Origin of the sequence: Bifidobacterium ramosum (genome assembly GCF_009299505.1) — a bacterium.
In the GTDB taxonomy this organism is placed as follows: domain Bacteria; phylum Actinomycetota; class Actinomycetes; order Actinomycetales; family Bifidobacteriaceae; genus Bifidobacterium; species Bifidobacterium ramosum.
The window spans coordinates 374226-392902 of the sequence record NZ_WBSM01000001.1 but is presented as its reverse complement, the minus strand read 5'-3'; the positions used below and the strand labels follow the sequence as shown (position 1 = coordinate 392902).

The 18677-nt window shown below is 68.0% G+C and carries 10 protein-coding genes; 1 reads left to right on the top strand and 9 read right to left on the bottom strand.

Translation table 11 applies throughout. The annotated features are described in order from the left end of the window. Window positions 1-1263 carry an alkaline phosphatase family protein gene (locus DSM100688_RS01480; protein WP_152357390.1) on the bottom strand — a complete coding sequence of 421 codons (1263 nt, stop codon included), beginning with the start codon at window positions 1261-1263 and terminating at the stop codon, window positions 1-3. 120 nt (window positions 1264-1383) lie between these two features. On the opposite strand from DSM100688_RS01480, the gene DSM100688_RS01475 reads away from it, so the two are divergent. Further along, a complete protein-coding gene (locus DSM100688_RS01475; RefSeq protein WP_152357389.1) occupies window positions 1384-4092 on the top strand; it encodes a DNA gyrase/topoisomerase IV subunit A in 2709 nt (902 codons plus the stop codon). Here DSM100688_RS01475 and DSM100688_RS01470 read toward each other — a convergent pair. From DSM100688_RS01470 to DSM100688_RS01435, 8 genes are all read right to left on the bottom strand, one after another. Then, window positions 4082-4849 carry a response regulator gene (locus DSM100688_RS01470; protein ID WP_152357388.1) on the bottom strand — a complete coding sequence of 256 codons (768 nt, stop codon included), beginning with the start codon at window positions 4847-4849 and terminating at the stop codon, window positions 4082-4084. The genes DSM100688_RS01475 and DSM100688_RS01470 overlap by 11 nt on opposite strands. Next, window positions 4846-7809 (bottom strand): ATP-binding protein, encoded by a 2964-nt coding sequence (locus DSM100688_RS01465; RefSeq protein WP_204316613.1) that lies wholly within the window; start codon window positions 7807-7809, stop codon window positions 4846-4848. The genes DSM100688_RS01470 and DSM100688_RS01465 overlap by 4 nt, the downstream gene beginning before the upstream one ends. 111 nt (window positions 7810-7920) lie before the next feature. Further along, complete coding sequence (gene kdpC / locus DSM100688_RS01460) at window positions 7921-8553, bottom strand: K(+)-transporting ATPase subunit C (protein WP_152357387.1); 633 nt, start codon at window positions 8551-8553, stop codon at window positions 7921-7923. A 64-nt stretch (window positions 8554-8617) separates the two neighbouring features. After that, window positions 8618-10792, bottom strand: a complete 2175-nt coding sequence (gene kdpB / locus DSM100688_RS01455) for a potassium-transporting ATPase subunit KdpB (protein WP_152357386.1) — start codon at window positions 10790-10792, stop codon at window positions 8618-8620. 1 nt (window position 10793) lies between these two features. Next, window positions 10794-12470: a potassium-transporting ATPase subunit KdpA gene (gene kdpA / locus DSM100688_RS01450; RefSeq protein ID WP_152357385.1), complete on the bottom strand. Its 1677-nt coding sequence runs from the start codon at window positions 12468-12470 to the stop codon at window positions 10794-10796. Between the two features lie 454 nt (window positions 12471-12924). Then, window positions 12925-17718 (bottom strand): DEAD/DEAH box helicase, encoded by a 4794-nt coding sequence (locus DSM100688_RS01445; RefSeq protein ID WP_152357384.1) that lies wholly within the window; start codon window positions 17716-17718, stop codon window positions 12925-12927. Between the two features lie 51 nt (window positions 17719-17769). Continuing rightward, window positions 17770-17997, bottom strand: a complete 228-nt coding sequence (locus tag DSM100688_RS01440; protein ID WP_152357383.1) for a helix-turn-helix domain-containing protein — start codon at window positions 17995-17997, stop codon at window positions 17770-17772. Continuing rightward, window positions 17998-18597, bottom strand: coding sequence for a DUF2975 domain-containing protein (locus tag DSM100688_RS01435; protein ID WP_239519272.1), 600 nt, complete (start codon window positions 18595-18597; stop codon window positions 17998-18000). Window positions 18598-18677 lie beyond the last annotated feature (80 nt).

The window sequence follows — 18677 nt, the reverse complement described above, 5'->3', positions numbered from 1 at the left end:
TCACGCGACGTCGATCAGGCACGGGATGTCCGATTCCAGATAGCTGCACGATCCGTGCACGCTCGGCAGATGCGTCGCCTTGTCCGACTGCGTGCGTGAATCGACGATCGTGACCGCGGCCGCGGCCGAGACGATCACGTCGCCAAGCATCGGGCGGATCCGGTCCTCGACCGGGCCGAACAGTCCCTGCGCGATCGCCTCGTCGCGCGTGCGCACCAGCGCCGACTCCCCCAGCCGCGCACGCCACCGCGCGGCGATCGTCTCGGCCGTCTCGCCGTCGTCGGCGTACAGCATGAGCGAACGCGGTTCGCCACCGACCACGCGCACGCCGCGGCTGAGCTCCGGCTCGTCGGCGATGTCGATGCGCTGCTCGGGATCGGCCATGATCATGCCGTGATCGGCGGTGATGACGATGAGCGTGCCGGCCGGCGCGCTGCGTTTGAGCTGCGCGAGCTGCGCGTCGATGCGTTCGAACACGGCGATCCACTTGTCGGAATCCCAGCCGTGGCCGTGGCCGATCTTGTCGGCGTCGCGCACGTACAGATAGGTCAGGCCGGGGGTCTGCGCGGCACGGCAGGCCGCAAGCACACGGTCGCGCGGCGTGACCCCGCCGATGTAGTCGCTGCCGCGCAGGGCCGCCTCGGTGAGCGGCGAGTCCTTGAACTTCGGCAGACCGCAACTGGTGACGCGCACGCCGCGCAGGGCGAGCCGCTCGAACACGGTGGGCTGGCGCTGCAGGTCGGTGGGAGGGATCGCGTCGGTGAACTGTATGAGCTGGCAGAGTTTGCCGGTTTCGGTGTTGAGCTGCGTGTATCCGGCCATGCCCGTCAGGCCCGGGCAGGTGCCGGTGCCGAACGTGGCCATCGCGGCGACGGTGGTGCTGGGCGCGCAGGTGGCGATCGGGCGTTGGTTGGCCGGCTCGTTCATCAGCGAACGCAGGTAGGGCGCATGGCCGAGCCGCATGGCGAGGTTCCAGTATCCGAGCCCGTCGATGAGCACGACGATCGCGGAGGCCGCCTCGGGCATGCCGAGCGCGCGCCGCAGCCGTTCGGGGTCGTGGTGGACGACGGTGGGGATGGGATGGCCGATGGCCGCGGACATCGCCGGCAGGATCGCGGACAGGTGCAGCGCTCCCCCGCGCGCGCCCCGCCCGGCGTCGCCCGCGGCCGTGTCGGCCGGGGGGACGGCGTCGGCGTGGTCGTCGTACCGGGCGACCGGCGCGAACCGCAGCAGCTCTTCCATGTCGGGAACATCCACACTCATGGTTTCCATTCAATCACTGCGGGGTGAACAATCCGTTCCCGGGCGGCGGTTGGCGTGCGGTTTCGGTATCATGGTGCGGTTGTTGACATCATCCGACCATCGACAGCTGGGAGCGCACGCATGGCATCACACCGCAAGCCGGCATCACCCGCCTATGACCTCCGCCAGGTCAAGGAGCATATCGTCGAAACGCCGCTGAACGAGGAGATGAGCAAGTCGTTCCTCGAATACGCGTATTCGGTGATCTACGCGCGCGCCCTGCCCGACGCGCGCGACGGTCTGAAGCCGGTGCAGCGGCGCATCGTCTATCAGATGGGGCAGATGAACCTCAATCCGGACCGTCCGTACATGAAGTCGGCGCGCGTGGTCGGCGAGGTGATGGGCAAGCTGCATCCGCACGGCGATTCGGCGATCTACGAGGCGATGGTGCGCCTCGCCCAGCCGTTCGCGATGCGCCTGCCGCTGGTGGACGGCCACGGCAACTTCGGTTCGCTGGACGACGGCCCGGCCGCCTCGCGATACACGGAGGCCCGGCTCGCCCCGGCGGCGCTCGGCATGAACGCGGGGCTCGACGAGGACACGGTCGACTTCACGCCGAACTACGACAACAAGCTCAAGGAGCCGACGGTGCTGCCGTCGGCCATCCCGAACCTGCTGGTCAACGGCGGCTCGGGCATCGCGGTGGGCATGGCCACGAACATGGCGACGCATAACCTCGGCGAGGTGGTCGCGGCCGCGAAGCATCTCATGAAGTATCCGACGTCCTCGCTCGAGGAGCTGATGCGCTACGTGCCGGGGCCGGACTGGCCCGGCGGCGGCATCATCATCGGCCGCGACGGGATCCGCGAGGCGTACGCCACGGGCCGAGGGTCGCTCACCACGCGTTCCAAGACGCATATCGAGAACGTGACCGCGCGCAAGAAGGCGATCGTGGTGACCGAACTGCCGTACATGGTCGGGCCCGAACGCGTGCTGGAACGCATCTCCGAAGGCGTGAAGAACCATAAGCTCGAAGGCATCTCCGGGGCGATCGACCTGACCGACCGGCACAACGGCACCCGGCTCGTGATCGAGGTGAAGACCGGGTTCGATCCGAACGCGGTGCTCGCGCAGCTGTTCCGCAACACGCCGCTGCAGGACAACTTCACGATGAACAACGTGGCGCTGGTGGACGGCCGCCCGCACACGATGGGCTTGAAGGAGATGCTCGGCGTGTGGATCGACCACCGGCGTTCCGTGGTGCGCCGGCGCAGCGAGTTCCGCCGCAAGAAGGCGCTGGAGCGTCTGCATCTGGTCGAGGGCCTGCTGCTGGCGCTGCTCGACATCGACGAGGTGATCCAGGTGATCCGCACGTCGGACGACGCGGATGCGGCGAAGAACCGTCTGATCGCGGTGTTCGACCTCGACGACGTCCAGGCGCAGTACATCCTCGACCTGCGCCTGCGTCGGCTCACGAAGATGAGCCGCATCGAACTCGAGGCGGAGCGCGACGATCTCAAACGCCGCATCGAGGAGCTGGACCGCATCCTCGCGTCCGGTCAGGAGCTGGACCGTGTGGTGGTGCGCGAAATGGACGAGGCGGTCGCCGCGTACGGTTCGCCGCGGCGTACCGTGCTGCTGGACGAGGGTCCGGACGGGACGCTGACACCGGTGGTGCCGCATGGCGACGACAGCGCGTCGACGGCCGCGCTGGAGGCGGCGCGCACGGCGGCGACGCTGTCATCGGCAGCCGCCGATGTCGCCGCGGCCACGGCGGCGGCGAAGCGGTCCGGCGAGGAGGGCGCCGCGTCGGCCGCGCTGCAGATCGACGACGAGCCGTGCGTGGTGATGCTCAGCGCGTCCGGTCTGATCGCCCGCACGTCGGCCGCCGCATGGGACGTATGGGAGTCGCGCTCGTCGACCGACACGCGCAGGGCGGACGACCAGATCACGTCGATCTTCCGCACGAGCACGCGCTCGTCGTATGGTCTGGTCACGTCGGTCGGCCGGCTGGTGCTCGCCCACGTGGTCGAACTGCCGTCGCTGCCCGCGGCCGAGGTGCTGAGCACGACCGGCGGCGTGCGGGCCGACGAGCTTCTGGGATCGACCGAAAGCACCGAACCGGTGCGCGGGGAGAGCGTGGTGGCGGCCGTGCCGATGACCGGCACGCTCAACGGCGTCGAACCGGTGGGCGAAGGCTCGTCGGACGCGGTGCAGCTGCCGCCGTTGGCGATCGGCACGCGCGACGGCGTGGTGAAGCGGTGGAACCGCGAATCGCCGACCACGATGGATTCGTGGAGCGTGATCGACCTCAAGGACGGCGACCGTGTGCTGTTCGCCGCGGACGCCGCGGACGACGACCGTCTGGTGTTCGTCTCGTCGGATTCGTCGCTGCTCACGTTCGACGCGGGCAACGTGCGCCCGCAGGGACGCACGGCCGGCGGCATGGCCGGCATCCGCCTGGCCGAGGACTGCGCCGCGGTGTCGTTCAACGTGGTGCCGGCCGGCAAGATCGCGTGGACGTACGAGGAGGGCGACAACGGCATGTTCTCCGCGTCCGGCGCGGTGGTGCTCACCGTGGCCGGCGACAAGGACGCCCTGGCCGGCACGGAGAACGGCGCCGCGAAGGTGACGCCGCTGGAGATGTACCCGACCAAGGGGCGCGGCACGGGCGGCGTGCGCTCGCAACGTTTCCTCAAGGGTCAGAACGCGCTGATCCTGGCATGGGTCGGCGCGTATCCGCTGCACGCCTCCACCGAAGGAGGCGCGGCCGTGGAGCTGCCGAAGCCGGACATGCGCCGCGACGGCTCGGGCGTCGATCTGGCGGCGCCGATCGCGTTCATCGGGTAGGCGGTGCGGCCGGCGACGGCACGGAACCCGGGTCTCCGGCCGTGCCGTCGCCCGCGCCGCCGGACGTGTCCAGACGGTATCCCATGCCGGTTTCGGTCTTCAGATACCTCGGATGCGAGGGGTCGGGTTCGATCTTCTTGCGCAGCTGCGAGATGTACAGGCGCAGGTAGCCGGTGTCCCTGACGTGCTGCGCGCCCCAGATCGAGGTGAGCATGTCGTGGCGGGTCACGAGCCTGCCGGCGTTGCGCACCAGCACCTCGAGCACCTTCCATTCGGTGGGGGTCAGCCGCACGCGGGTCTCGCGCCCCGCTCCCCCGCGGAACACGGCGTGCGCGTTGAGATCCACGGTCACGTCGCCGAACCGCACCAGCGGTGTCTCGTTCTTGGCGGCGTTCTCCTGGGAGACGCGGCGCAGCAGCGCGCGGATCCGGGCCAGCAGCTCGTCGATGGAGACGGGTTTGGTCACGTAGTCATCGGCGCCCGCGTCCAGTGCGGCCACCTTCTCGCGCGCGTCGGTGCGCCCGGACACGACCAGTATCGGCGCGTCGGTCCAGCCGCGCACCCCCTGGATCACGCCCATGCCGTCCATCCGCGGCATGCCGAGGTCCAGTACGAACAGGTCGGGATGCTCCTGCACCGCCACCGTGATGCATTCGACGCCGTCGCGCGCGGTGACGATGCCGTAGCCCTGCGAATGCAGGGTGATCTTCAACGCCTTCAGGAACTGCGGATCGTCGTCCGCCACCAGAATCTTCATCGCCGTGCCCCCTCCGATGCGGTCGTGGCCGTCTCGTCGTCATCGTCGTCGCGCATGTCGCCGTCGTCGCGCGCGTCGACTCGTCCATCATCGCGTCCGCCGTCGTCATGCGCGTCGTCATGCGCGTCATCATTCAGGTCGTCGTCCGCACCGTCGTCCGCGCCGTCGTGTGCACCGTCATCCGCGCCGTCATCCGCGTCGTCGTGCGACCGGCCGTCGTCGCGTCCCTCGTCGTGCGCGTCGTCGCCGCGCATGATGCCGTAGGTGATGAACCGGTCGAGGCCGCGTTCGTCGGAGCGTCCGTCGCCCGGCAGCGGCAGGATCACGTCGGAGACGGCCCCGGAGACGTTGAGCGTGTCCTTTTCGAGGATGTCGGCCGGATCGGGCCGCTCGTCGGGCGGGATCGGCTGCCCGGCGCGCAGCGTGCGGTCGGCCGCGCGCAGGGTGATCACGATGGTCAGTCCCCCGCCGGGCGTGTCCTCGGGGCTGATCGAACCGCCCATCGACTCGACGAACCCCTTCGACAGCGCCATGCCCAATCCGAGCCCGGTGGTGTTGTCCGTGTCGCCGAGCCGATGGAACGGCAGGAAGATGTCGTTCTTGCGCGAGTCGGGAACGCCCGGCCCCTGATCGGCCACGCGGATCTCGACCACGCCGTTGAACGCGGACGCGGACAGCCGCACGCGTTTGCCGGCGGGCGTGAACCGCATCGCGTTGACCAGCACGTTCGACAGGGCGCGTCGCAGCAGCGCCGGGTCGGCGACGACCAGCGGCAGATCGGGGTCGATGTCCAGGTCGATGGACCACGGTCCGATGTTCAGCTCGTCGAACAGCGGGATGATCTCCTCGCCCACGTCCGTGGCGGCGAGCGCGAGCGGCAGGGCGCCCTCGCGGATGCGGGAGACGTCGAGCAGGTCGGTGACGAGCCTGGTGAGCTGTTTGAGCCCGTTGGCGGCCACGCCGAGCAGTTCCCGGCGGTCGCGTTCGCTCATCGTGTCGCCCATGCGCTGCAGTCCCGAGACGGCGGCGGTGGCCGAGGCGAGCGGACGGCGCAGATCGTGGCTGACCGCGTTGAGCAGGCCGGTGCGCACCTTTTCGGCGGCGGCGAGCGGGCCGATCTCGCTGGCCTTGCGTTCCAGGTCCTTGTGCTCGAGCACGGTCTGGATCTGCGAGAGGATGGCCAGCAGCATGCGCTGGTCCGATGCCTCGACGGGTTTGCCGTACAGTTTGAGCTGCGGTCCGGAGTCGGACATGGCGATGGTCTCCGGTTCCTCGACGCCCGTGGCGACGTCGGTGCCGGTCTCCCCCGTGCCGCCGCCCGCGACGGTGCCCGGCTCGCCGTCCGAGACGATGATGCGCCCGTCCTGCACGACGCGCACGCAGGAGAAGCCGAACGCCTCGCGAGTGCGGTGCACGATGGCCTGCAACGGGTCGTCGCTGCGCAGCACGGCGCCGGCCACGCCGGCCAGGATCTCCGATTCGGCGCTGGCGCGCTGGGCCTGCCGCGCGATCGTGTCGGCACGGTCCACCACGGCGGAGACGATGATGCCCACGAGCACGTAGAGCACGATGGTCACCATGTCCGAGACGCGCATCACGTGCAGGGTGCCGATGGGCATGGTATAGAGCAGGTCCAGCACGAATCCGGACAGCACGGCGCACACCATGGCGGGCGCAAGTCCGCCGACCACGGCGGAGATCACGACCAGCAGCTGCAGGACCAGCGCGTCGCGCTGCGCGTAGGCGGGCGCGCTGAACCGGTACAGCATCCAGCCGGTGAGCAGTACGGACAGCACGGCGAACGCGAATCCCGCCGCCCGCCGCTTCCACTCGATCGGCGGCCTGTTCGCCGACGGCATGCGAAAGCCCCGGCTGGCGAACGCGTGCGTGACGATGTGCACGTCGATGTCGCCGGATTTCTCGATGATGCTGTTGGGCGTGGAGGGGCGGCCGAGCCAGCGGGACAGCGCGTTGCGCCTCGAGACGCCGACGATCACCTGCGCGGCGTTGTTCGCGCGGGCGTAGTCGAGCAGGGCTTCGGCGATGTCCTCGCCGACGATCTGATGGTAGGTGCCGCCCAGTTCCTCGACGAGTTCGCGCTGTTTGATGAGCAGCGCCGGATTGGAGCCGGCGAGTCCGTCCTCGGGGGTGACGTGCACGGCGATGAGGTCGCCGCCGCCGGACGCCCGGGCGACGCGTGCGCCGCGGCGCAGCAGCTGTTCGCCTTCGGGGCCGCCTGACAACGCCACGATCACGCGTTCGCGCGTCTCCCATTTGGCGTTGATGTGGTGTTCCTCGCGGTAGGTCTTCAACGCCTCGTCCACGCGGCCGGCCAGCCACAGCAGGGCCAGTTCGCGCAGCGCGGTGAGGTTGCCGACGCGGAAGTAGTTGCTCAGGGCCGCGTCCACGCGGTCGGGCTTGTAGACGAATCCGGCGGCGAGGCGTTCGCGCAGGCCCTCGGGCGGCAGGTCGACCAGTTCGACCTGTGACGCGGAGCGCAGCACCTTGTCGGGCACGGTCTCCTTCTGCGTGCTGCCGGTGATCTCGCGCACCACGTCGTTGAGCGATTCGATGTGCTGCACGTTGATGGTGGTGATCACGTCGATGCCGGCGTCGAGCAGGTCCATGACGTCCTGCCAGCGCTTCCTGTGCACCGATCCGGGGGCGTTGGTGTGGGCGAGCTCGTCGACGAGCGCCACCTGCGGGTGCCGTTCGATGATCCTGAACAGGTCCATCTCCTCGAGCCACATGCCGCGGTAGCGCACGCGGCGTCGCGGCACCATCTCCAGTCCTTCGGCGGCCTTGGCGGTGGCGGCGCGGCCGTGGGTCTCCAACAGGGCGATGACCACGTCCTTGCCGTCCTCCTGCAGCCGATGCCCTTCCTTGAGCATCGCGCACGTCTTGCCGACGCCCGGCGCCGCGCCCAGCAGCACCCTGAACGTTCCCCGTGCCTGTGCCATATCATCCCCCGTGCTTGCGAAACATCCCGTTATACGACTGTATACGATGAACGCCGTGAAGGGGCGGTGACGCGGAAGCTCCACGCCATCGTCCCTTCACGGGAGATCGGCTCACTTGAGTTCGTCAAGCGCCAGATTGAGTTCGACCACGTTGACCGTGGGCTCGCCGATGAAGCCGAGACCGCGGCCGGTGGTGTACTTCCTGACCAGAGTCTCGACCTGTTCCTCGCTCAACCCCCGCTCCTTGGCCACGCGCCTGACCTGGATGGCCGCGTATGCGGGGCTGATCTCCGGGTCGAGGCCGGAGGAGGATGCGCTGACGGCGTCGGCCGGCACGTCCTTGGCACTCACGCCCTCACGCTTGGCGATGGCCTTGCGCAGCTCAGTGACGTTCTTGATGAGGTCGGCGTCGGCGTGGCCCTTGTTGGTGCCGGACGATGCGGCGGCATAGTAGCCCTGGTTGTCCTCGTCCTTGTTCGGGTCTGATGCGGCCGATGGGCGGGACTGGAAGTACTGCGGCAGCGCGTCGCCGTTCTCGTCGGTGAAGGACTGGCCGATCAGGCTCGACCCCACGACCTCGCCCTGCGCGTTCGTGAGCATCGAACCGTTGGCCTTGGCCGGCATGCCGAGCTGGCCGATGCCGGTCATCGCGAACGTGTAGACGATCACGATGACGGTGAAGACGATCACGGCCTTGAACCCGGCCCAATAGCTGCGCATGTTCAATGAGATGGTGTTCTTCATTGCATTCATTCCTTCTTCAATGTCTTCGATGTCCGAATCGGTTCCGTTTCATGGATCCGAGGGATCAGAAGCCCGGGATGAGACGGACGAACAGGTCGATGATCCAGATGCCGATGAACGGCGCGACGATGCCGCCCAGACCGTAGACCTTGAGGTTGCGGCCCAGGATCTTCTCGCTGGCTTCGGCGCGGTACTTCACGCCCTTCAGGGCCAGCGGGATGAGCAACACGATGATGATCGCGTTGAAGATGATCGCGGACAGCACCGCGGACAGCGAGCTGTGCAGGCCCATGATGTTGAGCAGGCCGAGACCCGGGAACTTCTCCATGAACATGGCCGGGATGATGGCGAAGTACTTCGCCACGTCGTTGGCGATGGAGAAGGTGGTCAGGGCGCCGCGCGTGATGAGCAGCTGCTTGCCGATGGCCACGATGTCGATGAGCTTGGTCGGGTCGGAGTCGAGGTCGACCATGTTGCCGGCCTCCTTCGCGGCCGAGGTGCCGGAGTTCATGGCCACGCCGACATCGGACTGGGCGAGCGCCGGGGCGTCGTTGGTGCCGTCGCCGGTCATGGCGACGAGCTGGCCCTTGGCCTGCTCCTTCCTGATGTAGGCGAGCTTGTCCTCGGGCTTGGCCTCGGCGATGAAATCGTCCACGCCGGCCTCCTTGGCGATGGCCTTGGCCGTGAGCGGATTGTCGCCGGTGACCATGACGGTGCGGATGCCCATCTTGCGCAGATCGGCGAAACGCTCCTTGAGCCCCTTCTTGACGACGTCCTTCAACTGGACGACGCCCAGGACCTTGACCTCGCCGTTCGCATACTGTTCGGCGACAACCAGCGGGGTGCCGCCCTGAGCGGAGATGTAGGAGACCTTCTGGTGCAGGGCGTCGCGCACCTCGACCGGCATCGCGCCGCCCTCCCTGTCGATCCACGCCTCGACGGCCGAGGCGGCGCCCTTGCGGATGCGGTCGCCGTTCGGCAGGTCGAGGCCGGACATGCGGGTCTCGGCGGTGAACGGCACGGCTACGGAGCCGGGCACCTCGTCCATCTCGAAGCCTTCGGACTTGGCGAGGGCGACGATGGACTGGCCTTCCGGCGTGGCGTCGGCCAGCGAGCTCAGGGCCGCGGCCTTGGCCATCTCATCGTGGTCCACGCCCGGCAGGGCGTGGAATTCGGAGGCCTGACGGTTGCCGTAGGTGATGGTGCCGGTCTTGTCGAGCAGCAGCGTGGTCACGTCGCCGGCCGCCTCGATGGCGCGGCCGGAGGTGGCGAGCACGTTGCGCTGGACCAGACGGTCCATGCCGGCGATGCCGATGGCGCTCAACAGCGCGCCGATGGTGGTCGGGATGAGGCACACGAGCAGGGCGACGAGCACCGTGAGGCTCACGGACGCGCCGACCGCGGACGCCTGCGGGTTGATGCACAGCACGACGACCAGGAAGATGATGGTCAGCGAGCTCAGCAGCACGTCGAGGGCGATCTCGTTCGGGGTCTTCTGGCGGTTCGCGCCTTCGACCAGGGCGATCATCTTGTCGACGAAGCTTTCGCCGGGCTTTTGGGTGATGCGCACGACGATGCGGTCGGACAGCACGCGGGTGCCGCCGGTGACGGACGAGCGGTCGCCGCCGGATTCGCGGATGACGGGCGCGGATTCGCCGGTGATGGCGGATTCGTCGACCGAGGCGATGCCGGAGATGATGTCGCCGTCGCCGGGGATGAGCTCGCCGGCGGAGACGACCACCACGTCGCCGAGCTTCAAGTCGGAGCTCGGGATCTCCTCGATGTAGGCCGGTCCCTCGCCGCGTTCCGGGCCGCGCACGTCCGGGTCGTTCTTCGCATCGTAGCCTTTGACGATGCGCGCCGGCGTGGTGGTGCGGGTCTTGCGCAGCGCGTCGGCCTGCGCCTTGCCACGCCCTTCGGCCACGGCCTCGGCGAGGTTGGCGAACAGCACGGTGGCCCACAGCACGACGGCCACGATCCACGTGAAGTAGATCGGCTCGCCGTTGGCCAGCGCGGGGTCGAACAACTGGCAGATGCCCAGCAGGGTCAGGAACGCGGCGCCCACCCATACGATGAACATGACGGGGTTGTGCCACATGTTGCGCGGGTCGAACTTGCGGAACGCATCCGGCAGGCTCTTGCCCAGCATCGCGCCCAACGACTGCTCGTTGGACTTTTTGACGTCGTTCGCGATGGAGGTCGCGTTGTCGGCGACGTCGTTCGCAGTTGCGGAAGTCATATCAAGCCACCAAACCTTCTGCCAACGGTCCCAGAGCAAGCGTCGGGAAGAACGTCAGCGCGGAAATCAGGAAGATAACGAATACCAGAAGGACGACGAACAGGCCGTTGTCGGTCCTCATCGTGCCGGCGGTCACCGGCACCTTGTCCTGCTTGGCGAGGGAGCCGGCGAGCGCGAGCACCAGCGCGATCGGCAGGAAGCGGCCGATCAGCACGGCCAGTCCCAGGGCGGTGTCGAGCCACGGGGTGTCGGCGGTGAGGCCGGCGAACGCGGAGCCGTTGTTGTTGGCGGCCGAGGTGAAGGCGTAGACGACTTCGGAGAAGCCGTGGTTGCCGTCGTTGTTGAGCGAGGTGTCGAAGATCGACTGGCGTGCGAACGGCAGGGCGAAGCTCAGGGAGACGCCCAGCACCACGGTGATCGGCATGACGAGGAAGTAGAGCGAGGCCATCTTCATCTCGCGCGGGCCGATCTTCTTGCCGAGGTATTCCGGCGTGCGGCCGACCATGAGGCCGGCGATGAACACGGCCACGACGGCCATCACGAGGATGCCGTACAGGCCGGCTCCCACGCCGCCGGGGCTGACTTCGCCGAGCATCATGTTGAGCATGTACATCATGCCGCCGAGCGCGGTGTACGAGTCGTGCATCGAGTTGACGGCGCCCGTGGACGTGCTGGTCGACGTGGTGCCGAACAGGCCGGACCAGACGATGCCGAAGCGGGTCTCCTTGCCTTCCATCGAACCGCCGGTCAGGGCGGTGATCGGGTCGTCGGAGAACGATTCGGCGGTGACGACCGCGAGGAAGCTCACGCCGAAGAGGATGACCATCGCGCCGAGCAGCGCATAGCCTTGGCGGATGTCGCCTACCATGCGGCCGAACGTGCGGGTCAGGGCCACCGGGATGGCGAGCATGAGGACGATCTCGATGAGGTTGGTCCACATGTTCGGGTTCTCGTACGGGTGGGACGAGTTGGCGTTGAAGAAGCCGCCGCCGTTGGTGCCGAGTTCCTTGATGACCTCCTGGGAGGCCACCGGGCCCTGCATGATCCTCTGGGTGTCGCCGGCGACGGTGTTCACGTCGACGAAGCCGGCGAGGTTCTGGGCCACGCCGAGGGCGATGAGGATGATGCCCATGACGATGGAGATCGGCATGAGGATGCGCATCGTGCAGCGGGTCAGGTCGACCCAGAAGTTGCCGATGGTTTCGGATTTGCGCCATGCGAAGCCGCGCACGAGCGCGATCGCCACGGCGATGCCGACGGCCGCGGATACGAAGTTCTGTACGGCGAGGCCGGCGAACTGCACGGTGTAGCCGAGCGTGACGTCCGGCGAGTAGGACTGCCAGTTCGTGTTGGTCACGAATGAGGCCGCGGTGTTGAACGCGAGCGGGCCTTCGACGTTCGGGAAGCCCAGCGAGAACGGCAGCCAGTGCTGCACGCGCTGGAGCAGGTAGAGCACCAGCACGCTCATCAGGGAGAACCCGAGCACGCCGCGCAGGTATGCCTTCCAGGTCTGGCCCTTTCTGGAGTCGACGCCGACCACCTTGTAGATCCACTTCTCGAAGAAGAGGTCCTTGTCGGCCGTGAACACGTTGAACATGTAGTCGCCCAGCGGCTTGTAGATCGCCGCTAGGATGATGGCGATCAATGCGAACGCCATGATCGCAAAAAGATATACCATGTGATGAACCTTTGATTCCTAAAGATCGCTCAAAACCAGTTCAGAACTTCTCGGGGCGGCACAGGGAATAGATCATGTAGGCGATTGCCGCTATGCCCAGGACGACGCCCAGGACGGCGAAGAACGTCATCATAGCTTGTCCACCCACTTTCCGAACAGATCGAACAGCACGAAGATCACGATCGTGCAGACCACATAGGCGAGATCGACCCACCAAGGCATGTTTGCTCCTTCAATCGAGGCAGCCCGATGGCATGCGCCCCTTCCCTCCCGTATCCGGAATGCTCGGAACGCACGCCGTCGAGGCATGACACCTTCATGCTATGGAGGCGCAATCGCGCGCGGACCGGTTTTTACGGTTCACATACGCCCCCGCAGGCGCGCGGCGGCGATTCGCTAACGGTTTCCTAACGGGTGTGCGCGGGAAGGCGGCGTGAGGGGACGCCGGGCGGACCTATCGGTACAGCTTCATGCCCTGGGGGCAGGGGGTGAAGCCGGCCGCGTGCAGGATGCGCGTGGCGTCGTTGCGTTGGGTGAGCGGTTCGCCGTCGAGATCGGCGAAGGTGACGCCGCCGGCGGATGGCCCGGTGTACGACATCCGCCGTTGCAGCGTGTAGGCGAGTTCGTCGCAGGCCGGGCGCAACGCGGATTCGTCGTGGTCGAAGGCGAGCAGATGGTGGCTGCGCGGCGCGGCGTACAGCACCGGCCTGCCGTGGACGAGGACGACGAGGGTGCCGGCCCGACGCGTCGGCCGGCCGGCGCTGTCCGGCCATGCGACGGCCGTTCCGGAGAGGGCGGCCGGGTCGGTGGCGTCAAGGGCGATCGCGGATCGGCTGTGCGAGGCGTCGGCATCGCGCAGCGCGTCGACGGTGTCCCTGACGGCGAATTGCGCCGCGCCGAAACCTGCGACGAACAGGCCTCGGACCAGCATGTCGTGCTCCTCCATGCGTTTGAGCACCGGATATAGTCCGGAGAACCCGCCGGGCACGTCCTCCTTGTCGACCAGCGGCTGTGCGATCACGCCGTAGCGGTCGAGCAGCGCGTCCACGCGGGCGATGGCCAGCCGTTCCGGCGTGACGGCGCCGCCGTCGGCTCCCGCGCCCGCCTCCGTCACGTCGGTCTTCCGGTCGGGATCGCCGCCGTGCCCGGTCGTCCCGTCGTAGGGTTCCCGTTCCTCCGGTTCGGCGGCGATCGCCGACCAGAGCCCCGCCATGGTCTGCGGGATGCGCGGCTGCACCCGGATGCGCCGGCGCGCGGCACGGGCCGGCGCGCGCACGGTCCCGGTACCGGCGCCGAGCGCCCGTACCGGCGTCAGCGAACTGTTGGTGACGGCGCCCCGCCAGACCAGCGACCATAACGCCTCTTCGAACTGCCGGTCGGACCATGGCGACGGCAGGATCTCGCCGGTACGGGGGTCGACGGTTTCGGCGCCGTCGTGCCGCCAGCGTTCGCGGGTCATCATGGCGAGCTGGTCGGCGCGGTAGGCGCCGCCGGAGGCCAGCACGCCGAGGATGGCGTCGGGGATGGTCGAAGCGGCGTCGCCGGCGCGCGCGTCGCCGCCGGCCGGCCTGGTCGCGGCATCGGGGTGCGCGGGGATCAGCAGCGAATCGGCGGGGTGGAAGGCGATGCGCCCGTCATGCCGGCCGCGTTCTGAGGACGGGCCGTCGCCGGCGTCGTCGCCCACCCAGATGACGTCTCCTCCGGCCAGCAGTTCGTCCAGCATCGCGGGCGTATAGTCGGCCACCCGGGCGGGGAGCACCGAGGTCTCCCACACCGTTATCGGCAGGGACACGCCCTCCAGCTGTTCGAGGACCCGCATCAGCCCGTCGGCGCCCTGGTATCGTGCGCCGCCGACCGGCCCGACGCCCTGGCGGTCGAGCAGGAACGTCTGGTAGACGTCCGGCGGCACCGGTTTGATCGTCTTGCGCGCCTTGGCGAGCGACAGGGCGCGGATGCGGCGGAACACGTCGCGGTGCAGCCATTGCGTGCCGTCATGCGACGACCCCGTGCCCTGCGCGTCGGCGTCGCCGGATCGCGCCGCCGTCCGCAGGAACGTGCCGCGCAGCAGGACGCCCCGTTGCGAGAGCCGGTCGAGCGTGTGCACGGCGTCCTCGGCGTCGAGATGCAGGTCGGCGATGAGCCGGTCGGTGGTGAACGGCCCGTGGGTTTTGACGTATCGCGTGACGCGCCCGACGACGTCGTCTTCGGCGAGCTCGTTCCAGAAGGTGCGTTCGGCGAGCCGGCCTTCGACTTCGGCGATCACGTCCGGGTCGAGCACGGCGGATATGTCCGTCGTGCCGAGCAGCCGTTCCAGCACGTCCGGATCCATGGACAGCAGTTGCGTGCTGCGTTCGGCCTGCGGCACGTCGTACTGGTACATGACCGAGCCGACGAATCCGAACAGGAGGTTCTCCGCCAACGGCGACGGGGTGCCGGTGTCCGCCACGTGCATGGCGATGGTTCCGGCGTTCAGTCCGGTCATGATCCGGCGCAGCGCGGGAAGATCGTACACGTCGCTCAGGCATTCGCGCGCGGTTTCGAGCAGCAGCGGGAAGTTGCGCTTCAGCCGGGCGGCGTTGAGCAGTTGGGCGGCCCGCAGCCGCTGCTGCCACAACGGCACGCGTTTGCCGGGTTCGGTGCGCGGCAGGAACAGGGACCGTGCCGCGCATTCGCGGAAGCGCGCGGCGAACAGGACGCTCTCCCCCACCTGGGTCTCCACGATGCGCTGCAGGTCGTCGGGGTCGAACGTGACCAGTTCGCGGACGGGTATGGTTCCCTCCCCATCTGGTAGTCGGATGACGATGCCGTCGTCGGCCGCATACACCTGCCCGTCGAATCCGTAGCGTTGCCTGAGCCGGTCGGTGATGGCCATCGCCCATGGCTCGTGCACGCGCCGGCCGTACGGCGAATGCAGGACGATGCGCCAGTCGCCCTCCTCGTCGGGGCAGCGTTCGATGACGAGGTCTCGATCATTCGGCACGACGCCCGTGGCGGCCTGCTGTTCGGCGAGCAGCGCGGCGAGGTTGTCGATGGCGTTGCCGTCGAGACCGTCGTCGCGCAGGCGCCGCCCCGTGCCGTCGTCGAAGCGGGGTTTCCCGCCGTCCGGGCCGGCTGCGCCCGTATCCGGGCCCTCGTATGTCGATGCCGGGCGCAGTCCTTTCGTCACTTCCCGTATGAATCGGCCTTTGGCGGCCCCGAATCCCGCATCGCGCCCGTCCCCCTCGCCATGCCAGAACGGCAGACGTGCGGTGCACCCCGGCGCGGGGGTGACGACGACCCGGTCGCGGGTGATCTCCTGGATCTGCCATGTGGAGGTGCCGAGGGTGATGACGTCGCCGACGCGCGACTCGTAGACCATCTCCTCGTCGAGTTCGCCGACCCGTCGCTGCCCTTTGCCCGCATCCGCCTCCGGGAGGACGACCGTGTAGAGTCCCCGGTCGGGGATGGTGCCGCCGCTGGTGACGGCGAGCCGTTGCGCACCGGGACGGGCGGAGATGATGTCGTCCTCGTGGTTCCAGACGAGGGCGGGGCGGAACGCGGAGAACTCCTCGGTGTTGTAGGCTCCGGTCATCATGCCCATGACCGCGTCGAACACGTCGCGGTCCAGCTCGGCGAACGGGGCCGCCTTGCGCACCGTGGCGTACCACTCGTCCGGTTTGAGGTCGTCCATCGCGGCCGCGGCGACGGTCTGCTGGGCGAGGATGTCAAGTGGATTGCGCGGTATCGCCAGCGGTTCGATGTCGCCGGATCGCATGCTTTCGACGCTGGCGGCGACGCCGATGATCTGTTCGCGGGTCAGCGGGTAGAACAGCGCGTGCGAGACGCCGCCGACGCGGTGATCGGCGCGGCCCACGCGCTGCAGGCCCGAGGCGACCGACAGTGGCGGGGCGATCTGGATGACCAGGTCCACCGATCCCATGTCGATGCCGAGCTCGAGGCTGCTCGTGGCCACCACGCAGCGCAGCCGCCCGTGCTTGAGCTGTTCCTCGATCTGCTTGCGCCGGTCCTTGGAGACGGAGCCGTGATGCGCCATCGCGATCACGTCATCGGGCCCGTGCGATTGGACCAGCATGGTGGTCGAACCGACCACCGCATCGTAGTGTTCGGCGAAGCCTTCGCGCCCCTCCGGCGAGGCGATGGCGTGCCCGGCGCCGCGCATGTCGGCGTACAGGTCGTTGAGCCGTGCGGTGAGCCGTTCGGCCAGCCCGCGCGAGTTGACGAAGACGAGCGTGGTGTGGTGGGCGAGGATCTCGTCGAGCACGCTGCGCTCCACGACCGGCCAGATGGAGCCGGAGGCGCGATCGTCGCGCACTCCGGCAATGCCGGCCGCTTCGGCGGATGCGGCACCGTGCCGAGCGCCGCCTGCCCCACTGTTGCCGTTTTCTGAGGCAACGGCGAGGCCGCGGCGCTCGGCCAGCCGCTGCATGGCCGGCGTGACTCCGGAGATATGCGGCGTGGCCGGCCGCTGCACGCCCGCGCCGCTGGAACGGGACGGCGCATCGGCGGAGTGCAGGTCGCGCATATTGGCCAACGGTTCGACCACGCGCAGATCCATCGCCGGGTGTGAGGACGGATCCACGATGGTCACCGGTCGCGCGCCGCCGAGGAACCGTGCGACCTCCCCGGCGGGATTCACCGTCGCGGACAGGCCGATGCGTTGGGCGGGACCGGCCGTGAGCAGGTCGAGCCGTTCGAGGCTCAACGCCAGATGCGCGCCGCGTTTGGTACCGGCGAGCGCATGCACCTCGTCCACGATCACCGTGCCCACGGTCTTGAGGATCCGCCTTGCCTTGGAGGTGAGCAGCAGGTACAGCGATTCGGGCGTGGTGACGAGGATGTCCGGCGGATGGGAGACGATCGCGCGCCGTTCCTTCGGTGTGGTGTCGCCGCTGCGGGTCGCCACGGCGATGGCCGGCGCGTGCAGGCCCATCGCATCGCATTGGGCGGATATGCCCTCGAGCGGCGCCTGCAGGTTCTTCGCCACGTCGACGGCGAGCGCCTTCAACGGCGAGACGTACAGCACCGTGACGCCTTTCGCCGACCGTGCGGCTCGCTCCCCCATCAGCCGGTCGATGGCCGAAAGGAACGCGGAAAGGGTTTTGCCCGAGCCGGTGGGGGCGATCACCAGCACGTTGCCTCCCGCATGGATGGCCGGCCATGCCGCTTGTTGCGCCTCGGTCGGCTCTCCGAACGCATGTTTGAACCATGCCCTGGTGGGCTCCGAGAACAGGTCCAAGCATTCGTACATGTGTTCGATTATGCCCGCCGCCTCGGACGAGGCGACACGCGGCGCCATCACCTACGAGGCATCCCGCGCGCCACCGCCGTCGACCCATTCGAGCACGTCGCCGGGCTGGCAGTCCAGCACCTCGCAGATGCGGTCGAGCGTGGAGAATCGAATGGCCTTGGCGCGACCGTTCTTGAGCACGGACACGTTGGCCGGCGTGATGCCGATGCGTTCGGCGAACTCGCCCACGCTCATCTTGCGTTTGGCGAGCATCACGTCGAGGTTCACGAGGATCGCCATTCAGATCACCGCCTCGAGTTCGTCACGCTGGGCGATGGCGGCCGTCAGCAGCGATCGCATGACGAGCATGAGCAGGATGAACGCGGCGATGAGCAGCAGCGCGACAAGGCAGACGAGGCTCAACGCGAACGCGCCCATCGCCACATCCACCGTCGCGCTCTGATACGCGTCATAGTAGGAGTCGTGGGCGAATGAGTTGTACAGCAGCACGAACAGCACCAGCACGCCTTCGGCGCCGGCGCATCCGATGATGACGTTGTCCCACAGGATTGCCTTGCCGGAGAACACGTCGCGGCGCTTCACCAGGGTCAGCAGGTTCCATAGCGGCACGAGCGCGATCTCGAAGCACGCGACGCCAAGCACTCCGGCGATGGTGTACGGCCATCGCGCGGCCGCGAATTCGGGATACGCCGTCACGAAGTCGCCGGCCGCGGCGACCACGCCGACCTGCCCCCATATGCAGATCAGTTCGAACAGGACGATCAGCACCTTGAGCGCGGCGATCGCCCGCGGATGGAATTCCTTCCACGACGGATCGCCGCCGTCCTTCGGCATCCCAGCGGCCGCCGCACGGCCGCGCAGTCGACTCATATCCCCCATGTCGATCACCTATCCTTATCGCAGATATTATCGAATTACAATCATCAACAATCGCAATTCGATAGTAACCTATCGTTTTT